Raw genomic sequence first — 17,789 nt, forward strand, 5'->3', positions numbered from 1 at the left:
CTCCAGGGTACGGGCGAGCCCCGTCACTGCATGCCCGGGCGGAGGAAGTCCGCCGGCTCCGTCCCACCGCGCGTCGCCGCGAAGATGCGCTTCCGGTCACTCGGCCGGGTGGGGTCGAACACGACCACGACGGCGGATCCGAGCACCGGTCCTGTCCCGTCGCGGAACCCCTCGGTGCGGTCGACCCACCGCTGCTGTCCCTGCAGGTCCGTGAACGTGAAGGTCCAGCGGATCAGCGTGAAGCTGGCGTCGTGGGCGGTCGATCCACTGACCGCCGTGACGACCCCGTCGACCCGACGACCGTCGCGCAGGAGCTGTTCGAGCCGGGCGCGTCGACCGCCCTGACCGCGGCGTGCGACCGCCCCACCGATCAGTGCGGCCACCGCCAGCGCGGAGACGAGCCCGGGGATCCACCACGCGGCGGTGTACCAGATCCAGCCGCCGACACCCCAGGGCTCGTCGCGGCCGAACACCGGGTCGACGGCCGTCCCGACCTGGTCGACGGGCGCCCACTGCGTCGACGTCGTCCACCAGAGCCCGGCGGCGGCACCGACGAGCCAGATGCTCACAGGCCCCACACCGACGAACTCGGACGCGCGTCCCGACCAGCGGTGGTTCCACGTGGAGTACATGCCGAACGCGACGATCGACCCGAGGACCGCGACGGGCATCGCCCACCACGGGTGCTCCGGGTCCGGGGTGTCCGAGAACACGCTGTTGACGGTCATGTCCCGGAACGCCTCGAGCACCGACCCGAGCGCGAACCCGACCACGACGCCGACGCCGAGCAGGAGCACCGCCCACACGATGGTCATGGCGAGTGCGCGAGTGCTGCCCTGCTGGGCCGCTGCCTCGGCGCGACGGGCGGCGGCGGGATCGGTGGTGCTCATGCTGGACGCTCCCGGACGGTCAGGACGACGACGGGACGGGAGCGTATGGCTGCGGAGACTTGTGGTGAGTTGACATCGCGAAAGACGGTATCTCGCATGGTTTTTCGTTGGGAACCGTGTCGGAATTCAGTGGACGCGCGACTCGATCCCTGCGAGCAGGATGTCCAACCCGAGCGAGAACCGGTCGTCGTACGAGTGCGACCCGAGGATCTCCCCGACGAGCGCGTGCCGCTCCGGGCGCCCGGCCTCGGCGTCCCCGCGACCGACCTGCACCCCCGCATGCCCCACGACGAAGTCGTACACGACGAAGAACGCGTACATCGCCTCGGTGTCGGACAGCCCGGCGACGCGGAGCGCGCCGACGACCTTCGCGACGACCGCGTCCGACTCGCTCGACACCAGCGGCGCCCGGCTGCTGTGCGACTCGAGCACGAGCGGGTGGGTGCGTAGGAGGTCTCGGAAGGTGGTGGCGAACACGCGGACGATCTCCCGCCAGTCCGTCGGCCACACGAACGTCGCGGTGAACTCGTCCACGGTCCGCCGCACGAGCTCGGCGTGCAGGTCGTCGAGCCCGCCGATCGTCCGGTGCACCGTCATCGGCGCGACCCCGAGCCGAGCGCCGAGCGCACGGAACGACAGCCGCTCGAGACCGTCCTCGTTCGCGATCGCCGTCGCAGCGTCGATGACCTGCTCGCGGCTCAGCACGTTCGGCCGCCCCCGACGTCGTCGCGGAGCCGCCGGCACGACGGCGTCACCGGCCGTCGGTCGTGGGGTGGCGGACGGGCTTCCGGGTTCGACGAGCACGGCTGGTTCTCCTGGTTCGGGACGGGTCCCGCAGTTTCGGTACGGGCCTCGAAAAAGCGTACGGCAAAGCCGAACGGTATTCGGTGTCTCGACCATCTCGGGTCCGCGAGCGGCGCGCAAGAGCCGATCCGAGCCTCCCGGCTCTTTCGGAGAGCGCCGCGACCGGCGCGCACTAGGGTGAGGAACATGGCAACCCGCGACGAGGTCGAGTGCTGGCTGACGGACATGGACGGCGTCCTCGTCCACGAGAACCAGGCGCTCCCCGGCGCCCCGGAACTCATCCAGCAGTGGCTCGACGAGGGCACGGAGTTCCTCGTCCTCACGAACAACTCGATCTTCACGCCCCGCGACCTCAGCGCCCGCCTTCGGTGGTCCGGCATCGACGTGCCGGAGGACCGGATCTGGACGAGTGCCCTCGCGACGGCGGACTTCTGCAAGTCGCAGATGCCCGGCGGCTCCGCGTTCGTCATCGGCGAGGCCGGCATGACCACGGCCCTGCACGAGGCCGGCTTCATCATGACCGAGACCGCCCCCGACTACGTCGTCGTCGGCGAGACCCGCAACTACTCGTTCGAGGCGATCACGAAGGCCGTCCGCCTGATCCGCGACGGCGCCCGCTTCATCGTCACGAACCCCGACGCGACGGGCCCGAGCGCCGAGGGCGTCCTGCCCGCGACGGGTGCCATCGCCGCGATGATCGAGAAGGCCACCGGCAAGCAGCCCTACGTGGTCGGCAAGCCGAACCCGATGATGTTCCGCTCCGCGATGAACCGGATCGGCGCGCACTCCGAGAACACCGGCATGATCGGCGACCGCATGGACACCGACGTGCAGGCCGGCATCGAAGCGGGGCTCCACACGGTCCTCGTCATGACGGGCATCAGCGACCAGGCCGAGATCGACCGCTACCCGTTCCGCCCGAGCGAGGTCATCTCCGGCGTCCACGAACTCGTGCGCACCGAGCCCATCGAAGTCGAGATGTAGTGCGCTGGGACCCGGCCCGCTACGCGGCCTTCCGCGACCAGCGGTCGCGTCCGTTCCACGACCTGGTCGCCCGGATCGGACGGGAGGCTCCCCGTCGCGTCGTCGACCTGGGTTGCGGTCCCGGGGCCCTCACGGCCACCCTCGCGGAACGCTGGCCGTCGGCTCGCGTCGTCGGGATGGACTCCTCGGCGGAGATGCTCGCCGACGCGGCGAGCGTCGCGTCCGCGCACCCGAACCTGTCGTTCGAGCAGCGTGCCATCGAAGACTGGTCCCCCACCGCGGAGGACGACGTCGTCGTCACGAACGCCGCACTGCAGTGGGTCCCGTCGCACGTGTCACTGCTGCCCGGGTGGCTCGCCGCGATGCCGTCCGGGTCGTGGTTCGCGATGCAGGTCCCCGGGAACTTCGACTCCCCCTCGCACGCGCTGATGCGGGCGGTCGCGGCCGACGGGCCGTGGGCGAGCGCGCTCGACGGCGTCCTGCGCGCCGATCCGGTGCTCGGCCCCGCCGGGTACCTCGAGCTGTTCGAGTCGAACGGGTTCCGCGCAGACGCGTGGGAGACGACCTACACGCAGCTCCTGCAGGGCCCGGATCCCGTGCTCGAGTGGGTCCGCGGGACGGGGCTCCGTCCGGCGCTGGCCGCCCTCGACGCCGCCGATCCGTCCGGCGCAGTGTCCAGTGCGTACGAGTCCGAGTACGCGGCCCGACTGCGGCAGGCGTACCCGGAGGGCCCGCACGGAACGGTCTACCCCTTCCGCCGCGTCTTCGCCGTCGCCCACAAGCCCTGACGACCGCACCTCCTGACGACGGGCGCTACTGCACGGTGACGAGGGTGCCGAGCGGCAGCGCGTTCAGGGCTGCGACGGCGTCGGCGTCGAGGCGGACGCACCCGTGCGACACCGCCCCGGAGGTCTCGGCGTTCCAGTGCATGCCGATGAGTCCGCCGTCGTGTCCGCCGTAGGGCTCGTCAGCCGCGGCGGAGTGGAGCGAGGTGAGCTGGATGGGGTGGTCGCCGGTGCCCTGGGACGGGTCGACGTAGCGCTGCTCGAGGTATCCCGTGACGCCGGTCGGCGTCGGGGTGTCCGTCGTGCCGACCCCGGCCGAGAAGCGCTGCTGCACGGCGCCCGACGCGGAGACGATCGAGACGCTCTGGTCCTTCGTCGAGATCACGACGCGGGACGTCGGCGTCGACACCTTCGTCAGCGACGCGACCGGCACCCACGCCGAGGTCTGCGCCGCCGCAGCTCCCCCGGCGGCGGAGGGCAGCTGCTGCCGAGCGGGGGTGAGCACGAGTTCCCACGGACCCTCGCGGCGGAGCCCCACGACGGTCGTCGGCTGCCGCAGGAAGTCCGTCGCGGCGAACCGGGCGACGGGCTCCGTGCGGTCCGAGCCGAACAGCGGCGCGTCCGCTCGCAGCCGGAAGACCGTGTCCGTCGTGACGGTGTCCCGCACGGGCATCAGCCCGCCGATGACCGCGGAGTACTGCGCCTCCGGGAGCGCCGCGAGCGCGAAGTCGCTCACGGCCGGCACGGCGGGGGCGGAGGCCACTGGCCGGACGGACGCCGACGTTGTGGAGGACGGCGCGGGCGTGCCGCCGAGGAGCGGGATCGTGACGGCGCCCGCGGCGACGACGGCCGCCGCCGCGATGCCGACGGTGGCCCAGATGGTGCGCTTGCGCATGGGGTGGACGTGCCTTCCTGTGGAGGCCGGCGCGGCGTCGGGTCGCCGCGCCGGGCCTCCGGTCCGGTCGCTGTGGATCAGCCGCTGACGACGGGCAGGTGGATGCCGGTCGTCACCGGGGTGGTGCCGGTACCGGTCCCGCCTGCCGCAGCGGGAGCCGCCGTGACGGTGATCGCCAGCGGGTCGGTGAGCACCGACGCACCGGACGCGTCCACGACGTCGATCGTGTGCGAGCCCGCAGCGGTGCCCGCCGGGATGACGACGCTGCCGGTGACGGCGCCGGAGGCGTCGGGCGTGAGCGTGCCGACGACGACCGGGTCGCTGTGCAGCACGACGCGGTAGGACTCGCCTGCCGTGAAGCCGGTCCCGGCGAGCGCGAGCGACGAGCCCGCCTGCACCGACGTGCCCTTCGGCGCGGTGAGGTGCGCGGTCAGGACCGATGCCTGCCCACCGGTGGCGACCACCTTGACGGAGCCGTCGTCCGCGACCGCGACCGTGGCGCTCGTCGCGGCGGCGAGGTCGAGCCGCTCCCACGAGCCGTTCGCGGTGCCGCTCTGGTCGAGCGGGTCACCCGACGCGATCTCGGTCTGCGCGAGCACCGAGGTGCGCTGGGCGTCGGTGAGGGTCGGGAACGCGGTGAGGAGCAGGTTCTCCGCACCGGTCGGGACGCTCGGGGCGAGACCCGTCGTGCCCGTCGCGGCGAAGCCGTAGTCGAGGCGCTCGTGGTAGACCTTCACGGCCGACGCACGGTCGGTGACGATCTGGGACGTGCCGCCGGGGATGGCCTTGCCGCCGTAGGGGTCGTTCTCGTACGGCTTCTCCGCGGCGATGCAGTTCGCCAGGGTGTCGCCGCACTTCGACTCGAGGTACGCGGTGAGCTCGGCCCGGGCCGGCTCGAGGACCTGCGTGCGGTACTGGGTGTCCGACCAGCGGGCCGCGAGCGCGGCCTCGCCGTCGATGCGCCCACCCATGATGTCGAGCGGGTAGTGCACGCCGAGGACGATGCGGTCGTTGCCGGCCTCCGACGTGCGGGCGAGGATCTCCGGCGCGAGCTCGGGGACGAGCGTCGCGAGGGTTATGCCGGCCTGGTACGCCGTCGTCGTGTGGCCGCTCGGGTACGAGCCGCCGGTGCAGATGCCCTTCGTGCCGTAGCCGGCGTCGAGCACGACGTCGTTCGGCGAGAACTCCTTCGTCGTGTCGGTCTGCGGCGCGACGCGGGTGATGTCGAGCGTGCCGTCGGCGCTGGCCCACGCCTTGCCGACGCGGTTCGGCGTCACGGACGAGGCGTTCACGGTGGCCGGGGCGCAGCCCGTCTGGTCGTCGCCGGCCGGGAGCGTGGCCGTCGTGGTGCCGGGCAGGTACGGACGCGGGTAGCTGTAGTGCGCCTTGGCGTCTCCGGTGCTGACGTAGGCGCCCGTGGTGCCGTTCGAGCTGTTGATGAGCGCCTGTGTCAACGGCAGCGCACCGGAGTTCGTGCCGTCGACGTAGATCTTCTCGAGCGCGGCGCCGAGCCCCTGCGACACCGTGAGCGACTGGTCGTAGGCCGTCTTCGTGGCGTTGTTGTACTCGGAGTCCTGCAGCGCCGTGAACTGCTGCGCCTTCGTGGCGTTCTGGTTGATCCACGAGGTCAGCTCGTCGTTCTTCGCGAGCGTCGCCGGGTCGACGACGGTGCCGTGCAGGTCGTTGACGCCGCTGGACTTCCAGAACGAGTCGTAGCCGCTGAGCAGCGAGACGAGGTCCGGCTTCGTGGTGTCGCTCGGGTAGCTCGCGGCGGAGGCCGTGAGGGGGTTGCCGATGACCAGGGCCGTCGCAACGCCCGCGACGATCACCCCCGTGGCCATGGCGCGTGCGGATGTGCGCATGCGTGGTTGCCGTCCGGAGCCGGACGGCGCTCCTCTCTGTGGACCGACGGCGTCGGTGTCGACTGGGATCGACGTGACGGTAAGGAGGCTCGGTGTCGGTCCGAGGAACGGCCGGGGTCAGGCAGGTGAACCGGTCGGAGTGTCTGTGCGGCTTCGCAGGTCGTACCACTCCGGTACGTCTTGGCGCTGCCCCGAACCCGGGTTCGGTGGCACGTCGCGCCACCGTCGTCGGAGCCTGCGCGGGGCGTCATCACGCCAGGCGATCAGTCCACCGGCTACGATCCCGAGGACCAGCACCGCGAAGGCGCCGATCCCGATGACGCCGGCGACGGCCGTCGTGCCGAGGTCGCCCCGCGCCGTCGCCGACACCGCGATCGACCCGAAGTCCCAGAACGCGTGCAGCAGGACGGGCAGCAGCAGACCGCCCGAGAGCCGTCGGGCGACGTACAGCACGGAGCCGAACGACGCCGCGAACACGACCTGGATCAGCGTCGGGCCGATACCCGCGCCGGCGAGCGCGTTGAGCAGGTGCAGCAGGCCGAAGAGCACGCACGAGACGATCCACACGCCGAACTCGGGCAGCCGACGCCGGAGCCCCACGAGCAGCACGCCGCGGGTCATCAGCTCCTCGAAGACCCCGACGAACAGCACGCCGATACCGAGCAGCAGGAAGTAGTGCCACGGGAGCGCCGTCCAGTCGACGAGCGGCAGCCGGACCAGGCAGACGACGAGGATGAGCGCCGGGGCGATCCACGTCCAGCGCAGCGGGGTCCTGGTCGTGTCGACCGTCGCGATGCGCCACCAGCCGAGCGCCGTCACGACGACGGCGAGTGCCAGCGCGGCGATGCCCTCCGGGACGACGAGCGCCCGGACCACGCTGTCGACCGTCTCGCCGAGGGAGGGGTAGTCGTCGCTCGGTCGGGACCGCCAGGCGCTGATGCCGGCGAACACCACGAGGGGTGCGAGGCCGACCAGGAGCGACGGCGGGACGGGCCAGCGCCGTCGTTCGGATGCCATGCCTGTTTGTACCATTGCGGTATGCGACTCCCTTCTCTGTCCACGATGGCGGAGGACTACGTCAAGCTCATCTGGAAGGCCCGCGAGCGCGGGGACACCGGCATCGCCACCCGGGACATCGCCGCGTCCCTGAAGGTCTCCGCGTCGACCGTCTCCGGCAACCTCCGGAAGCTCGACCGCGACGGCCTCATCGAGCACACCCCGTACTACGGCGTCGTGCTCACGCCCCTCGGGCAGCAGGTCGCCGTTGCGATGGTCCGGCGGCACCGCCTGATCGAGTCGTTCCTGGTGTCACGGCTGGGCTACACGTGGGACGAGGTGCACACGGAGGCGGAGGCGCTCGAGCACGCGGTGTCGGAGACGTTCCTCGACCGCGTCGACGCCGACCTCGGGCACCCGACGCACGACCCGCACGGCGACCCGATCCCGCGCGCGGACGGCACGCTGCCGGACTCCCCCGGGGCGCTCCTCGGCACGATCGCGCCGGGCGCCTGCGGGACCGTCGGCCGGGTGTCGGACGACGACCCCTCACTGCTGCGCTACTTCGACGAGCTCGGTGTCGGGCTCGGCACCCACCTCCGCGTGGAGCAGGTCCGGGACTACGCGGGGGTCATCGCGGTGTCCCGGCGCTCGGCGGACGGCACGGAGTCACTCGTCGACCTGCCCGCCGCTGCCGCCGGCGCGATCTGGCTCGCCCCCGACGCCGACTGACCGGTCGCGCCTGCGTCAGTCGCGGAGGGCCGGGGACGACGGGCGCCGGAACGGGGCCGCGATCGTCGGCAGGATGTCGCGACGGTTGATTAAGAACACCACGAGGGCCGCGACGAGGTGCACGATGCTCAGCACCCAGCGCCCGTTGGTGTCCGTCACGAAGAACTGCACCGCGAACAGCGCCGCCAGCGCGATCGCCGACCAGCGGTGGAAGCGCAGCGCGATGATGATCGCGACGCCGAGCAGGGTCTGCGACGCGGTCAGCATGAACTCCTCGACCTGCCGGGAGTCGAGCGGCAGCCCGCCGGTCGTGCCACCGCCGAGGACGTGCGCGATCGGCAGCGACCCGACGAGCAGCGACCACTGGTTCACCTTCGACGCGATCAGCGTGCCGATCGCCGCCCCGCCCATGCCCCGCAGCGCGAACAGCGCCGCGACGATGAACTCCGGCGCCTCGGTCGCGAGCGGCGCGAGCCACTGCACGAGGAAGTAGCTGTCGATGCCGAGCGCGCTGCCCGACTCGACGAGGGCGTCGGCGAACGGCTCCGCCGAGGACAGGATGACGGCGGCGGCGACGACGAACAGCGCCGCGATCGTCCAGCGCCGGGCGCGCTGGGGCATCGACGCGATGTTCCCGGCCATGCCGACGATCTCCTCGTCCTCACCGTCGTCGTCCGACACCTTCGACGCGCGCCACAGGTACACGACGAACGCCGCGAGCAGCACGAACCCGAACCACATCGGGATGGAGCCCATCAGCGGGATGAGGAACGCGATGACGGCGAGGAGCGCCAGGAACCCGATGTCCACGCGCGACGACCGCGACAGCTCGAGCACCCGGGTGGCGGAGGCGGGCAGCGACCCGACGCGGACGAAGCGCCGTGCGACGAGCAGCGAGATGATCACCACGAGCGGCCACCCGAACCCGAGCAGCAGCCGGTTCGAGCCGGTCATGTTGGCGGCGGCGAACTGCTCGTACGACGGGTCGTACCCGGAGCGGAACGCGTAGTACAGGTCGACGGCGTACTCGGGCAGCACGGCGATGAGCGCCAGGATCGCGATGGCCAGTGCGCCGGCGATGTCCTTCTGTGCAGCTTCGGCAGCCCAGGCGAGCAGGAACGACGCGGCGACAACGGCGGCACCGAAGACCAGCAGGTCGACGACGGGGTTCGGCGCGAACCCACCGATCCGGAAGACGACGGCGGGCAGGGCGATGGCGATGCAGATCGCGATGCGACCCCAGGCACTCGCGCCCATCCGGGACACCGGCAGATCGCGCGCCGGTGCAGGAGACAGGGTGTTCGTCATGGTGGTCCTCGTGGTCGAGCCATGACGCAGCCCACGGGAGCGGCTTCGGCCATGGCGGAACGGCCGAAGGTCTCGCTCGCCCCGACCGGAGTCGAAGGTGGTGCACCGGGCCGATCGTCGTGATGGCCAGTGTGTCGATGCACGCGCTGGGAGCTACTCCCCTTCGACACCCACTCTGGCGCGCCCCGATCCGCATGTGCAAGCCGATCGACCCTGTTCGGCACCCCGAATCCGGGACTTGGTGCGCCCGCCCCGGAACGGCGCGGACGCCCTCAGCCCTTGGCGGAACGCGTCCGACCGAGCGCCACCTCGCGCCGAGCCCGCTCGAGCGCCAGCGACGACCCCGCGGAGGGGTCGTGCAGCAGCCGCACGGTGTCCGCGACGTGCGTCCGGACGGCCTCGCCGCGACCGGCCGCGTCCTCGAGGACCGGCTCCACGACGTCCGCGCCGAGTCCGACGAGCGCGCGACTCAGCGCGAGGCGCGTCTCACGGTCCCCCTGGCCGAGCTGCACCGCGAGTCGGCGCGCCAGTTCGGCACGTCCGTCGTCGGGCACGAGCACGACCGCGGCACGCCAGGCGGTGCGGACGACGCCGGGGTCGACGTCCCCGAGCCGATCGGTCACCTGCGGGTACACCGAACGGTCCCCGATCTTCGAGAGCGTGTGCAACGCCTGGCTCCGCGCCTGGGCCTCCGGGCGCTCGAGTTCCGGGAGCACCCGCGGCACGACGAGCTCCGCCGGGAGCCGGATGAGCGCCCACGTGAGCATCTCCCGGACCTGGAAGTCCGGCTCGACGGCGCACTGCGCCACGAGCACCTCGAGGTCGGCCGGATCAGGTGTCGTCCCCGCTGCCATGACCGCCCGGAGTCGAGCGGACGCGGTGCCGGTGGCGAGGACGTCGGACAGCGTGGTCATGCCCCCAGTCTGCCGACTGCCACCGACCCCGGACCCCGAGTCGCTCGCGGGACCCGAGGCCTACGGTGGAGCGGTCGACCAGTTCCACCACGAAAGGACCCCCATGCCCCGCATCGGATCAAGCGACCTCACCGTGTTCCCGCTCGCCCTCGGCGGCAACGTCTTCGGCTGGACCGCCGACGAGTCGACCTCCCACCAGGTCCTCGACGCCTACACCGCGGCTGGCGGCGACTTCATCGACACCGCCGACGTCTACTCCGCCTGGGCACCCGGCAACTCGGGCGGCGAGTCCGAGACCGTGATCGGCTCGTGGCTCGCGAAGTCCGGCAAGCGCGACGACGTCGTCATCGCGACGAAGGGCTCGCAGCACCCCGAGTTCCAGGGTCTCGGCGCCGACACCGTCGCGAAGGCCGCCCGCGCGAGCCTCCAGCGCCTCGGCACGGACCGCATCGACCTCTACTACGCGCACTTCGATGACCAGGACACCCCGCTCGAGGAGACCGTCCGCGCGTTCGACCAGCTCGTGCGCGACGGCATCGTCCGCTACACCGCGATCTCGAACTACTCGAAGGACCGCGCCGCGGAGTGGATCCGCATCGCGGACGAGCACGGCCTCGCGAAGCCCGTCGCGATCCAGCCGCACTACAACCTCGTGACGCGCGAGCCCTACGAGTCCGAGATCGCGCCGCTCGCCCACGAGCACGGCCTCGGCGTCGTGCCGTACTTCTCGCTCGCCGCCGGGTTCCTGACGGGCAAGTACCGCACGAAGGAGGACTTCGCCGGCAAGGACCGCGAGGGCCAGGTCTCCGGGTACTTCACCGACGCCGGCCTCGAGGTCGTCGACTCCCTGTCGACCATCGCGACCGCACACGACACCGAGATCGCCACGGTCGCGCTCGCCTGGCTGCAGGCGCAGCCCGACGTGGTCGCACCGATCGCCTCGGCGCGGAACCTCCAGCAGCTGCCGGCGCTCCTCGCCTCCGCCGAGCTCGAGCTCACGACGGACGAGCTGCAGACGCTCTCGGACGCCTCCGCGAAGGTGCCGACCACGGCCTGAGACTGCACCACGCGGCGGACGGGAGGCTCCCCACCGGTCCGGTGGGGAGCCTCCCGTCCGCCGCGTGGCCGGCTACGCGCTCGGCGCGAGCGATCCCGTCAACGCACCGCCGCCGGAACGGGTGACGAAGCAGGACCAGAAACGGTCGCCCTTGTCCCAGGCCGCCTGGTCCGGCGGGTAGACGCCCTGCACCTGGACGTCGCCGAACCGGGCGGCAGCGGTCAGGTCGAGTCCCGCGGCGGACTGGCACTGCGTCGCCGCCTGGGTCTTCACGGCATCGACGCCGGGGTAGGCGTCACCGTCGATCGTCCCGCGCGCCGTGAGCTGCGCGGTGTGCTCCGCGCCGCAGTCCACGACGGTGAAGTCCTCGGCCCAGGCGCTGTCGAACGGCGTCAGGCACTCCCCGCCGGCCAGCTCGTACCAGGGGTGCTGGCCGGGTGCCGCGGTGGAGGACGCGAAGGTGATCGTCGGCGCCGCGGCAGCCGTCGCGGGCGCTGACGGCTTCGTCGACGAACCGGTCGTCACCTGAGCCGATGCCGCGGCGGGCGACTTCGTCGGCGGAACGGTCTTCTCCTCGATGTTGTTGCCGAGGATCCAGGAGGCCAACAGGAACACCGCGATGAGCATCACGACGATGATCGCGATCGCACCGCCGAAGAGCAGGAGCTTGCCGCGCTTGCCCTCGCCACGGAGCCGCGCGAAGCCCTCGTTGATGAAGTTGCCGCTGTCCGCGTCCGACGGCACGGGCGGGCCTGCCGTGTACTGGGCACGGCCGGGCGCCGGTGCATGGGCCGGCGCACCCATCGCGGGCATCATGCGGGTACCGGTGTCGTGCGGGTCGTAGCCGGTCTTGCCGAGCTGGTCGACGGCCTGCGTGCCGAAGAGGTCCTTGATGGCGCTCGTGTCGCTGGTCTCGCGCCCGTCCCACTCGGACTGGTCGAGGTCCTGCTCGACGGCCGGCGGGAGGTGCGCGGGGTACTCGTCGGCCCGCGGCGCCGGAACTGCCGGCTCGACGAGGGGCGGTGGTGCGATCGGGGCCGCGTCGTCGACGGCGTCGTCCACCGTGTCGCCGGGGAAGACCTCGCCGGTGCGTGCGGCCTCGTCGGCGAGGGACCAGCTGCCGCTGTCGACGGGGGCGGGTTCGGGGGTGGTCGGCGCCTCGCCGGAGACCACGTCGTCCTCGGTGTCGTCCGCCAGGTGCCAGGAGCCGGCGCCGAGCGCGGTGGTGTCGAACGAGTTCGTGGTCAGGGTCGTCGGGACCTCGCCGGTCTCGTCGTCGTTGACGGCCCAGTCGAAGGGACGATCGACGCTCGGACGTTCCGAGGCGTCCGAGCCCTGGATGCGGAGCAGGTCGGTGAAGCTCGGGGGCTCCTGGGACGACGGGAGCGTGTTCTCCACGCCGACGGGCTGCTGGACGACGGGGCCGGTCGGGGTCGGCGTCGACCCGGTGGCACGGCCGAGCCAGTCGACGTCGTCACGGCCCTCGCCGCGGGGGTCCGTCCGGCGTCGTTCGTCCTCGATCGCCCGGGTCTCGGCGGCACGTTGCTCGCGGTTCGCCTGCGCGGTCGGCAGCTGGATCGAGCTCGGGTGCGGCGCGGTCGGCGTCGGGGGCACGGCGGCGGCCGGCGGGATGCGGCTCCCGAGGAGCGAGCGGTCCGGGTCGGACGTCGGCGGAGCGGGCCGGGACGGCGCCGCGAGCTGCTCCGGCATCGAGATCGCCTGGGTGGCGTCCTCGTCGTACGGCACCGGCGGGGTGGCCGGGACTGGCTCGGCCGGCGCGGGCTCGGCCGGCGCCGGTTCCTCGGGCGTGAAGGGCTCCGGCAGCGGCGCACCGGTCTCGGCGGCGGCGCGCTCCGCCTCGCGACGCTCGCGTCGTGAGGGCCACTCGTCGGCCTTCCGCGGCGCACCGAAGATGTCGGCGGCACTGCGGAGCCCTGTGAAGCGAGCGTCCGGGGCGGACGCGGGACGAGCCTCCTGGCCGTCTGCCCCGGTGTCGGGGCCGCCGGTCTGGTCGGGCTCGCGCGCGTCGTCCGGACGCTCCTCGGTCACGCGGACAACCCCAGGTCGGCCAGTCCGATCGCGGCGAAGTACGGGTACCCGGCCGCCTCGATCTTCTCCTTCGCGCCGGTGTCGCGGTCGACGACGACGGCCACGGCTGCGACGATCGCGCCCTCGCGCTCGAGCGCCTCGGCGGCCTTGAGCGGCGAGCCGCCGGTGGTGGAGGTGTCCTCGAGGACGATGACGCGCTTGCCGCGGAGGTCGGGGCCCTCGACCTGCTTGCCGCGACCGTGGTCCTTCGGCTCCTTGCGGACGACGAAGGCGTCGTACGTACCACCGCGGGCGGCCGCCTGGTGGAGCACGGCGCTCGCGATCGGGTCGGCGCCCATGGTGAGGCCGCCGACCGCGGAGACGTCGGGGACCTCGGCGATGAGGTCCGTCATCACCTGTCCGATGAGCGGTGCCACCCGGTGGTCGAGGCTCACCTTGCGGAGGTCGATGTAGTACGTCGCCTTCTTCCCGCTGGTCAGGGTGAAGTCGCCGTGGAACACCGCCTCGGCCGTGATGTGGTCGATCAACTGCTCGCGCGCGTCCGTCACAGCGCACAAGGGTAGCCCGTCCGGGCCGCGCAGCGCTCATCCAGCCTGCGCGGACGGTCAGGCGCCCGCCCGTTCGTGCAGGGTCGGCGTCGGTACGATCCGGGTATGTCCCTCGATGCACCGTCGCGCCGAGCGGTCGGGGCATCCCGGTTCCGCGGCCTCGCCGGTGCGCTCGGGCGCGAGGCGATCGGGGCGCTCGTCGCGGTCGCGCTCGCCCTGATCGCGCTGCGGCACGTCCTGTCGACGGCCAGGGTCACGCTGCTCTGGTACGACGGCGACTCGGTGCTCCTGCCGATGGTGGTCCGGTCGATGCAGCTCGGCCAGCCGTTCGAGTGGGCGATGTCCCCGGCACTGTTCTTCTTCCCGGAGCTGCCGGTCTACCTGCTCTGTTCCGCCGTCACCGCGACCCCGCAGCAGGCGCTGGCCCTGAACGGCGTGCTCGTCCTCGTGGGCGTCTACGCGCTCATGCGGGCGGTGGCGAACGAGCTCATGCCGTCCGCGCGACGTTCGGCACGCATCGCGGTGTCGACGCTCGCGGTCGGTTTCCTGACGCTGCACGTGCTCACCGAGTCCTCGGGGTCCGCGACGTCGCTCGAGCTCGCGTCCCTGCTGCTCACGACCACGTACTACTACGGGGTCGTCCTCGCGCTCCTCGCCACGGCGGCGCTCGCGCTCCGGACGATCCGGGTCGGCCGGGCGTCCGTCGCCGTGCTCGTGACGCTCGGACTCGTCGCCGCGTGCACCACCGCGTCGAACCCGCTGTACGTCCCGTGGTCGGGTGCCCCGCTGGTCGTCACGCTGCTGCTCCTCGGTGTCGCCCGTCGGGTGCCGTGGCGTCCGGCCCTGTGGCTGTCCGGGGTCGTCGTCGCGGGCTCCGTCGTCGGGTACCTCCTGCGGATCCCGCTGCGACCCTTCGTCTCGCTCGACCCCTCGACGTACGTGCACCCCGAGCGCGCGGCGACGACGCTCGGGTTCTTCGCGTCGCTCACCGACGCCCGTGCGGCGACCGCGGTCGGCGACGCCGGGCTCGTCCTGATGCTCGTCGGGGTGCTGCTCGCCGTCGGTGGCACGGTCTGGGCCTGGCGGGTGCGGACCTCGCGCACCGTGCTCGTCGCGTCGCTCCTGCCGCTCGTGACGATCGTGGCCGTGTCCGTCGGGGTCGTCGTCGCCGGGTCGGAGACCCCGCGCTACCTGGAGCCCGTCGTCGTCGCCCCGCTCCTGGCACTCGTCGCGGTCTGCGAGCTGACGCGGACCGCGGTCAGACGGACCCGGGTGCACCAGCCGCTCCGTGGCGTCCGCGTGACGCTCGCCATCGGCGCGGCGATCGTCATCGCCGCGGGTGTGGCGATGGCGCCGTCGACGCTCCGGGGGGTGCGCACCGCGGCGTACGACCCGGCGACCTGCCTGGACCACTGGGCCGGTGGACGGGACGTCGTCGGCGTCGGGCAGTTCTGGACCGTGCGTCCGCTCGCCGCCTACTCGTCGGAGAACGTCGGGCTGCTCCAGGTCCGCGACACGTTCCAGACCTACCCCTGGCTCGTCGACCTCGGCGCATACCGCGATGCGCAGCCGACCTTCGTCGTCGTGGGATCCGGGGACGTCTGGTCCACCCCGGTGGAGGACTCCCTCGGACCGCCGGTGTCGGTGACGCACTGCACCGGCTTCGACATCTGGGACTACGCCGGCACGGCCGGTGCGACGACCCTGCAGCAGGACGTCGTCGGGAGTGCCGAGACGATCCTGCGCGACCGCGGGTTCTGACGAGAGTTCTCCACAGCGGTGCGTCGGCTTCGCGTCATCCCTGTACGGATGTATAGGCTCGCCTTCGATGACTCGTCCCGCCCCACGCCCCACGCACGCCCGCACCGCCCTGCGTCTGCGCTCGGCGGTGACCGGGCCCGCCCTGCGTCTGCGCCTGGCGGTGACCGGTTTCGCCCTGCTCGGCCTGACCGGCACGCTCGTCCTCGACGCTCCTCCGGCCAGCGCGGCGACCTACCCCTCGTGGGACGACGTCCTCGCCGCCCGCGGGCAGGAGTCGGCGAAGAACGGCCAGATCGCCGACATCCAGGACCTGATCGGGCAGCTCGGGGCGAAGGCCGACGCCGCCGTCGCCGAAGCCGAAGCACGCGGCAACGAGTACTCGGTCGCGCAGCGGAAGGCCCAGCGCGCCGCCGAGAAGGAACAGACGCTCCGCGCGGACGCCGAAGAGCACGCTGAGATCGCCGAGCAGAGCGCCGCGCAGGCCGGGCAGTTCGCCGCGCAGATGGCCAGGTCCGGGGGTGCGGACGTCACGACGAGCGTGCTCACCGGTGGCGAGGACGCCCGTGACCTGCTGTACGACCTCGGCGCGCTGAGCAAGCTCTCCGAGCAGGCCGAGCGCGTCGAAGCCGCTGCCACCGCCGACGCCGCCGTCGCCCGGGCACTCTCCGGGCAGGCCGACCGTGCCGCGCTGGCGCTGGCCGACCTCGCGAAGGCGGCAGAGGAGCGCATGGCCGAGGCGCAGGCGGCGTCCGACCGTGCCCAGGTGGCCTACGACGAGCAGCAGGACAACAAGGCGCGACTCGAAGCACAGCTCGCGACGCTGAAGTCCGGTCGCGTCCGCACCGAAGCCGAGTTCGCCAAGGGCGAGGCGGCGCGCAAGGCAGCTGCGGAGCGCGCGGCCCGTGAAGCCGCGGCGGCAGCGGCACGTGCGGCAGCCGCGGCGAACAGCGGCGGCGGGTCGAGCGGTGGCGGTGGCGGCAGCGGGGCCGTCGGCTCGGGCTCCGGCAGCGGGTGGGTCCGTCCCGCCGGCGGCTGGATCACGAGCTCGTACGGCACGCGTGTGCACCCGATCACCGGTGCGACGAGCTTCCACGACGGCATCGACCTCGGCAGCGGCTGCTCGACGGCGATCGTCGCCGCGTCGGCCGGCACGGTCGAGTACGTCGGGTGGTACGGCGGGTACGGCAACTACGTGCGGATCAACCACGGCAACGGCGTCAAGAGCGCGTACGGCCACATCGTCAGCGGTGGGTTCCGGGTGTCTCCCGGGCAGCAGGTCGCCGCGGGGACCCTCGTCGCGCTCGTCGGGTCCACGGGCAACTCGACCGGGTGCCACCTGCACTACGAGACCCACGTGGGCGGCGGCACCACCAACCCGGTGCCGTTCATGGCTGCGCGCGGGGTCGGCTTCTAGCGGTCCGGACGCCGCGAGGTCAGACCTCGTCCTCGTCGAGGTTCCAGAGGGCGCGGTACCAGGCCGTCCGTTCCGCGTCGAAGGGGATGCCGTAGGCCTCGTGGAACAGCGACTCCCACCCGGGACCGTGGTTCCACCCGAGCGCCATCGTGGCGACGGCGATGTCGGCCCAGCGGTCGGCGACGCCCAGGGAACCGAGGTCGACGTGCCCGTACCAGCGCCGGTCGGCCCCGATGAGGGTGTTCGGCGTGCAGGGGTCGCCGTGGCACACCACCGTGCGGTCCGACGCCGGCTCGGGCCCGAGTGCCTCGGGGTCGGACCCGGCCGCACGCGCCCGCGCCGTCCGGTCGGCCGTCGACCACGCGAAGGGGCAGTCGGCGACCGGCAGCGTGTCGTGCATCGCCCGGAGGCCCTCCCCCACGGCGATCACCGCGGTCCGGGGTTCGTCGCGCCAGCGAGGGTCCACGGCGCTCCACCCCGGTAGCGCACGGGTCCGGAGCCAGGCACCGTGCTCGTCCGCGTCGTGCTCGACGACCTCTGGCACGCGGAGCCACCGGCCGGCCCAGGTCAGGCGCGCCGCTTCGGACGCGATCCAGGCCGCGTAGTGGGTCGGGACCCACTTGACGTACTCCTCGGCGGACCCGACGCTCCCGTCACCCCCGATGCGGAACGTCATCCCGCCGATCTCGTTCACCCACACGGGAACCGCCCGTCGGTCGCCGACGATCCGGGCGACGGGGTCCGGCACCGTGACGGGGGCGTCGGGGATCTGCGATCCGAGGGAGCTCAT

16 protein-coding genes are annotated in these 17,789 nt (G+C 72.5%); 6 read left to right on the forward strand and 10 right to left on the reverse strand.

Features of this window, described 5'->3' with window-relative positions; all coding sequences use genetic code 11:
• Window positions 1-23 precede the first annotated feature (23 nt).
• Both ACO0E1_RS05480 and ACO0E1_RS05485 read right to left on the reverse strand, forming a co-directional pair.
• Window positions 24-890, reverse strand: coding sequence for a hypothetical protein (locus ACO0E1_RS05480; protein WP_422873266.1), 867 nt, complete (start codon window positions 888-890; stop codon window positions 24-26).
• A 126-nt stretch (window positions 891-1,016) separates the two neighbouring features.
• Window positions 1,017-1,694: a TetR/AcrR family transcriptional regulator gene (locus ACO0E1_RS05485; protein ID WP_422873267.1), complete on the reverse strand. Its 678-nt coding sequence runs from the start codon at window positions 1,692-1,694 to the stop codon at window positions 1,017-1,019.
• A 186-nt stretch (window positions 1,695-1,880) separates the two neighbouring features.
• Between ACO0E1_RS05485 and ACO0E1_RS05490 the strand changes: the two genes are divergently transcribed.
• Window positions 1,881-2,678 carry an HAD-IIA family hydrolase gene (locus ACO0E1_RS05490; protein WP_144756338.1) on the forward strand — a complete coding sequence of 266 codons (798 nt, stop codon included), beginning with the start codon at window positions 1,881-1,883 and terminating at the stop codon, window positions 2,676-2,678.
• Window positions 2,678-3,466 (forward strand): trans-aconitate 2-methyltransferase, encoded by a 789-nt coding sequence (locus ACO0E1_RS05495; protein ID WP_422873268.1) that lies wholly within the window; start codon window positions 2,678-2,680, stop codon window positions 3,464-3,466. The genes ACO0E1_RS05490 and ACO0E1_RS05495 overlap by 1 nt, the downstream gene beginning before the upstream one ends.
• Before the next feature lie 25 nt (window positions 3,467-3,491).
• Here ACO0E1_RS05495 and ACO0E1_RS05500 read toward each other — a convergent pair whose 3' ends face one another.
• From ACO0E1_RS05500 to ACO0E1_RS05510, 3 genes are all read right to left on the reverse strand, one after another.
• Window positions 3,492-4,358 carry a L,D-transpeptidase gene (locus ACO0E1_RS05500; protein WP_422873269.1) on the reverse strand — a complete coding sequence of 289 codons (867 nt, stop codon included), beginning with the start codon at window positions 4,356-4,358 and terminating at the stop codon, window positions 3,492-3,494.
• A 77-nt stretch (window positions 4,359-4,435) separates the two neighbouring features.
• A complete protein-coding gene (locus tag ACO0E1_RS05505) occupies window positions 4,436-6,220 on the reverse strand; it encodes a phosphatase PAP2 family protein (RefSeq protein ID WP_422873270.1) in 1,785 nt (594 codons plus the stop codon).
• Window positions 6,221-6,337: 117 nt separating this feature from the next.
• Window positions 6,338-7,237, reverse strand: coding sequence for a CPBP family glutamic-type intramembrane protease (locus tag ACO0E1_RS05510; RefSeq protein WP_422873271.1), 900 nt, complete (start codon window positions 7,235-7,237; stop codon window positions 6,338-6,340).
• 21 nt (window positions 7,238-7,258) lie between these two features.
• On the opposite strand from ACO0E1_RS05510, the gene ACO0E1_RS05515 reads away from it, so the two are divergent.
• The gene (locus ACO0E1_RS05515; protein ID WP_422873272.1) at window positions 7,259-7,948 is read left to right on the forward strand and encodes a metal-dependent transcriptional regulator; all 690 of its coding nucleotides are present in this window, start codon (window positions 7,259-7,261) and stop codon (window positions 7,946-7,948) included.
• Window positions 7,949-7,963: 15 nt separating this feature from the next.
• Here ACO0E1_RS05515 and ACO0E1_RS05520 read toward each other — a convergent pair whose 3' ends face one another.
• Both ACO0E1_RS05520 and ACO0E1_RS05525 read right to left on the reverse strand, forming a co-directional pair.
• Window positions 7,964-9,256, reverse strand: coding sequence for a sodium:proton exchanger (locus ACO0E1_RS05520; RefSeq protein ID WP_422873273.1), 1,293 nt, complete (start codon window positions 9,254-9,256; stop codon window positions 7,964-7,966).
• A 272-nt stretch (window positions 9,257-9,528) separates the two neighbouring features.
• Window positions 9,529-10,170: a HEAT repeat domain-containing protein gene (locus ACO0E1_RS05525; RefSeq protein ID WP_422873274.1), complete on the reverse strand. Its 642-nt coding sequence runs from the start codon at window positions 10,168-10,170 to the stop codon at window positions 9,529-9,531.
• Window positions 10,171-10,273: 103 nt separating this feature from the next.
• Between ACO0E1_RS05525 and ACO0E1_RS05530 the strand changes: the two genes are divergently transcribed.
• On the forward strand, window positions 10,274-11,227 hold the full coding sequence (locus ACO0E1_RS05530; RefSeq protein ID WP_422873275.1) for an aldo/keto reductase: 954 nt from the start codon (window positions 10,274-10,276) through the stop codon (window positions 11,225-11,227).
• Between the two features lie 72 nt (window positions 11,228-11,299).
• Here ACO0E1_RS05530 and ACO0E1_RS05535 read toward each other — a convergent pair whose 3' ends face one another.
• Together ACO0E1_RS05535 and pyrE are read right to left on the reverse strand one after the other, a co-directional pair.
• Window positions 11,300-13,276: a septum formation family protein gene (locus ACO0E1_RS05535; protein WP_422873276.1), complete on the reverse strand. Its 1,977-nt coding sequence runs from the start codon at window positions 13,274-13,276 to the stop codon at window positions 11,300-11,302.
• On the reverse strand, window positions 13,273-13,824 hold the full coding sequence (pyrE, locus tag ACO0E1_RS05540) for an orotate phosphoribosyltransferase (RefSeq protein WP_281266830.1): 552 nt from the start codon (window positions 13,822-13,824) through the stop codon (window positions 13,273-13,275). Before pyrE ends, ACO0E1_RS05535 begins: the two co-directional genes overlap by 4 nt.
• Before the next feature lie 105 nt (window positions 13,825-13,929).
• On the opposite strand from pyrE, the gene ACO0E1_RS05545 reads away from it, so the two are divergent.
• Together ACO0E1_RS05545 and ACO0E1_RS05550 are read left to right on the forward strand one after the other, a co-directional pair.
• Window positions 13,930-15,585, forward strand: a complete 1,656-nt coding sequence (locus ACO0E1_RS05545; protein ID WP_422873277.1) for a hypothetical protein — start codon at window positions 13,930-13,932, stop codon at window positions 15,583-15,585.
• 67 nt (window positions 15,586-15,652) lie between these two features.
• On the forward strand, window positions 15,653-16,999 hold the full coding sequence (locus ACO0E1_RS05550) for a peptidoglycan DD-metalloendopeptidase family protein (protein WP_422873278.1): 1,347 nt from the start codon (window positions 15,653-15,655) through the stop codon (window positions 16,997-16,999).
• A gap of 19 nt (window positions 17,000-17,018) precedes the next feature.
• Here ACO0E1_RS05550 and ACO0E1_RS05555 read toward each other — a convergent pair whose 3' ends face one another.
• Entirely contained in the window at window positions 17,019-17,789 is a 771-nt protein-coding gene (locus ACO0E1_RS05555) for a phosphotransferase (protein WP_422873279.1), read from the reverse strand.

It is taken from the genome of Curtobacterium guangdongense (genome assembly GCF_049341845.1).
GTDB classification, from domain to species: Bacteria; Actinomycetota; Actinomycetes; order Actinomycetales; family Microbacteriaceae; genus Curtobacterium; species Curtobacterium guangdongense.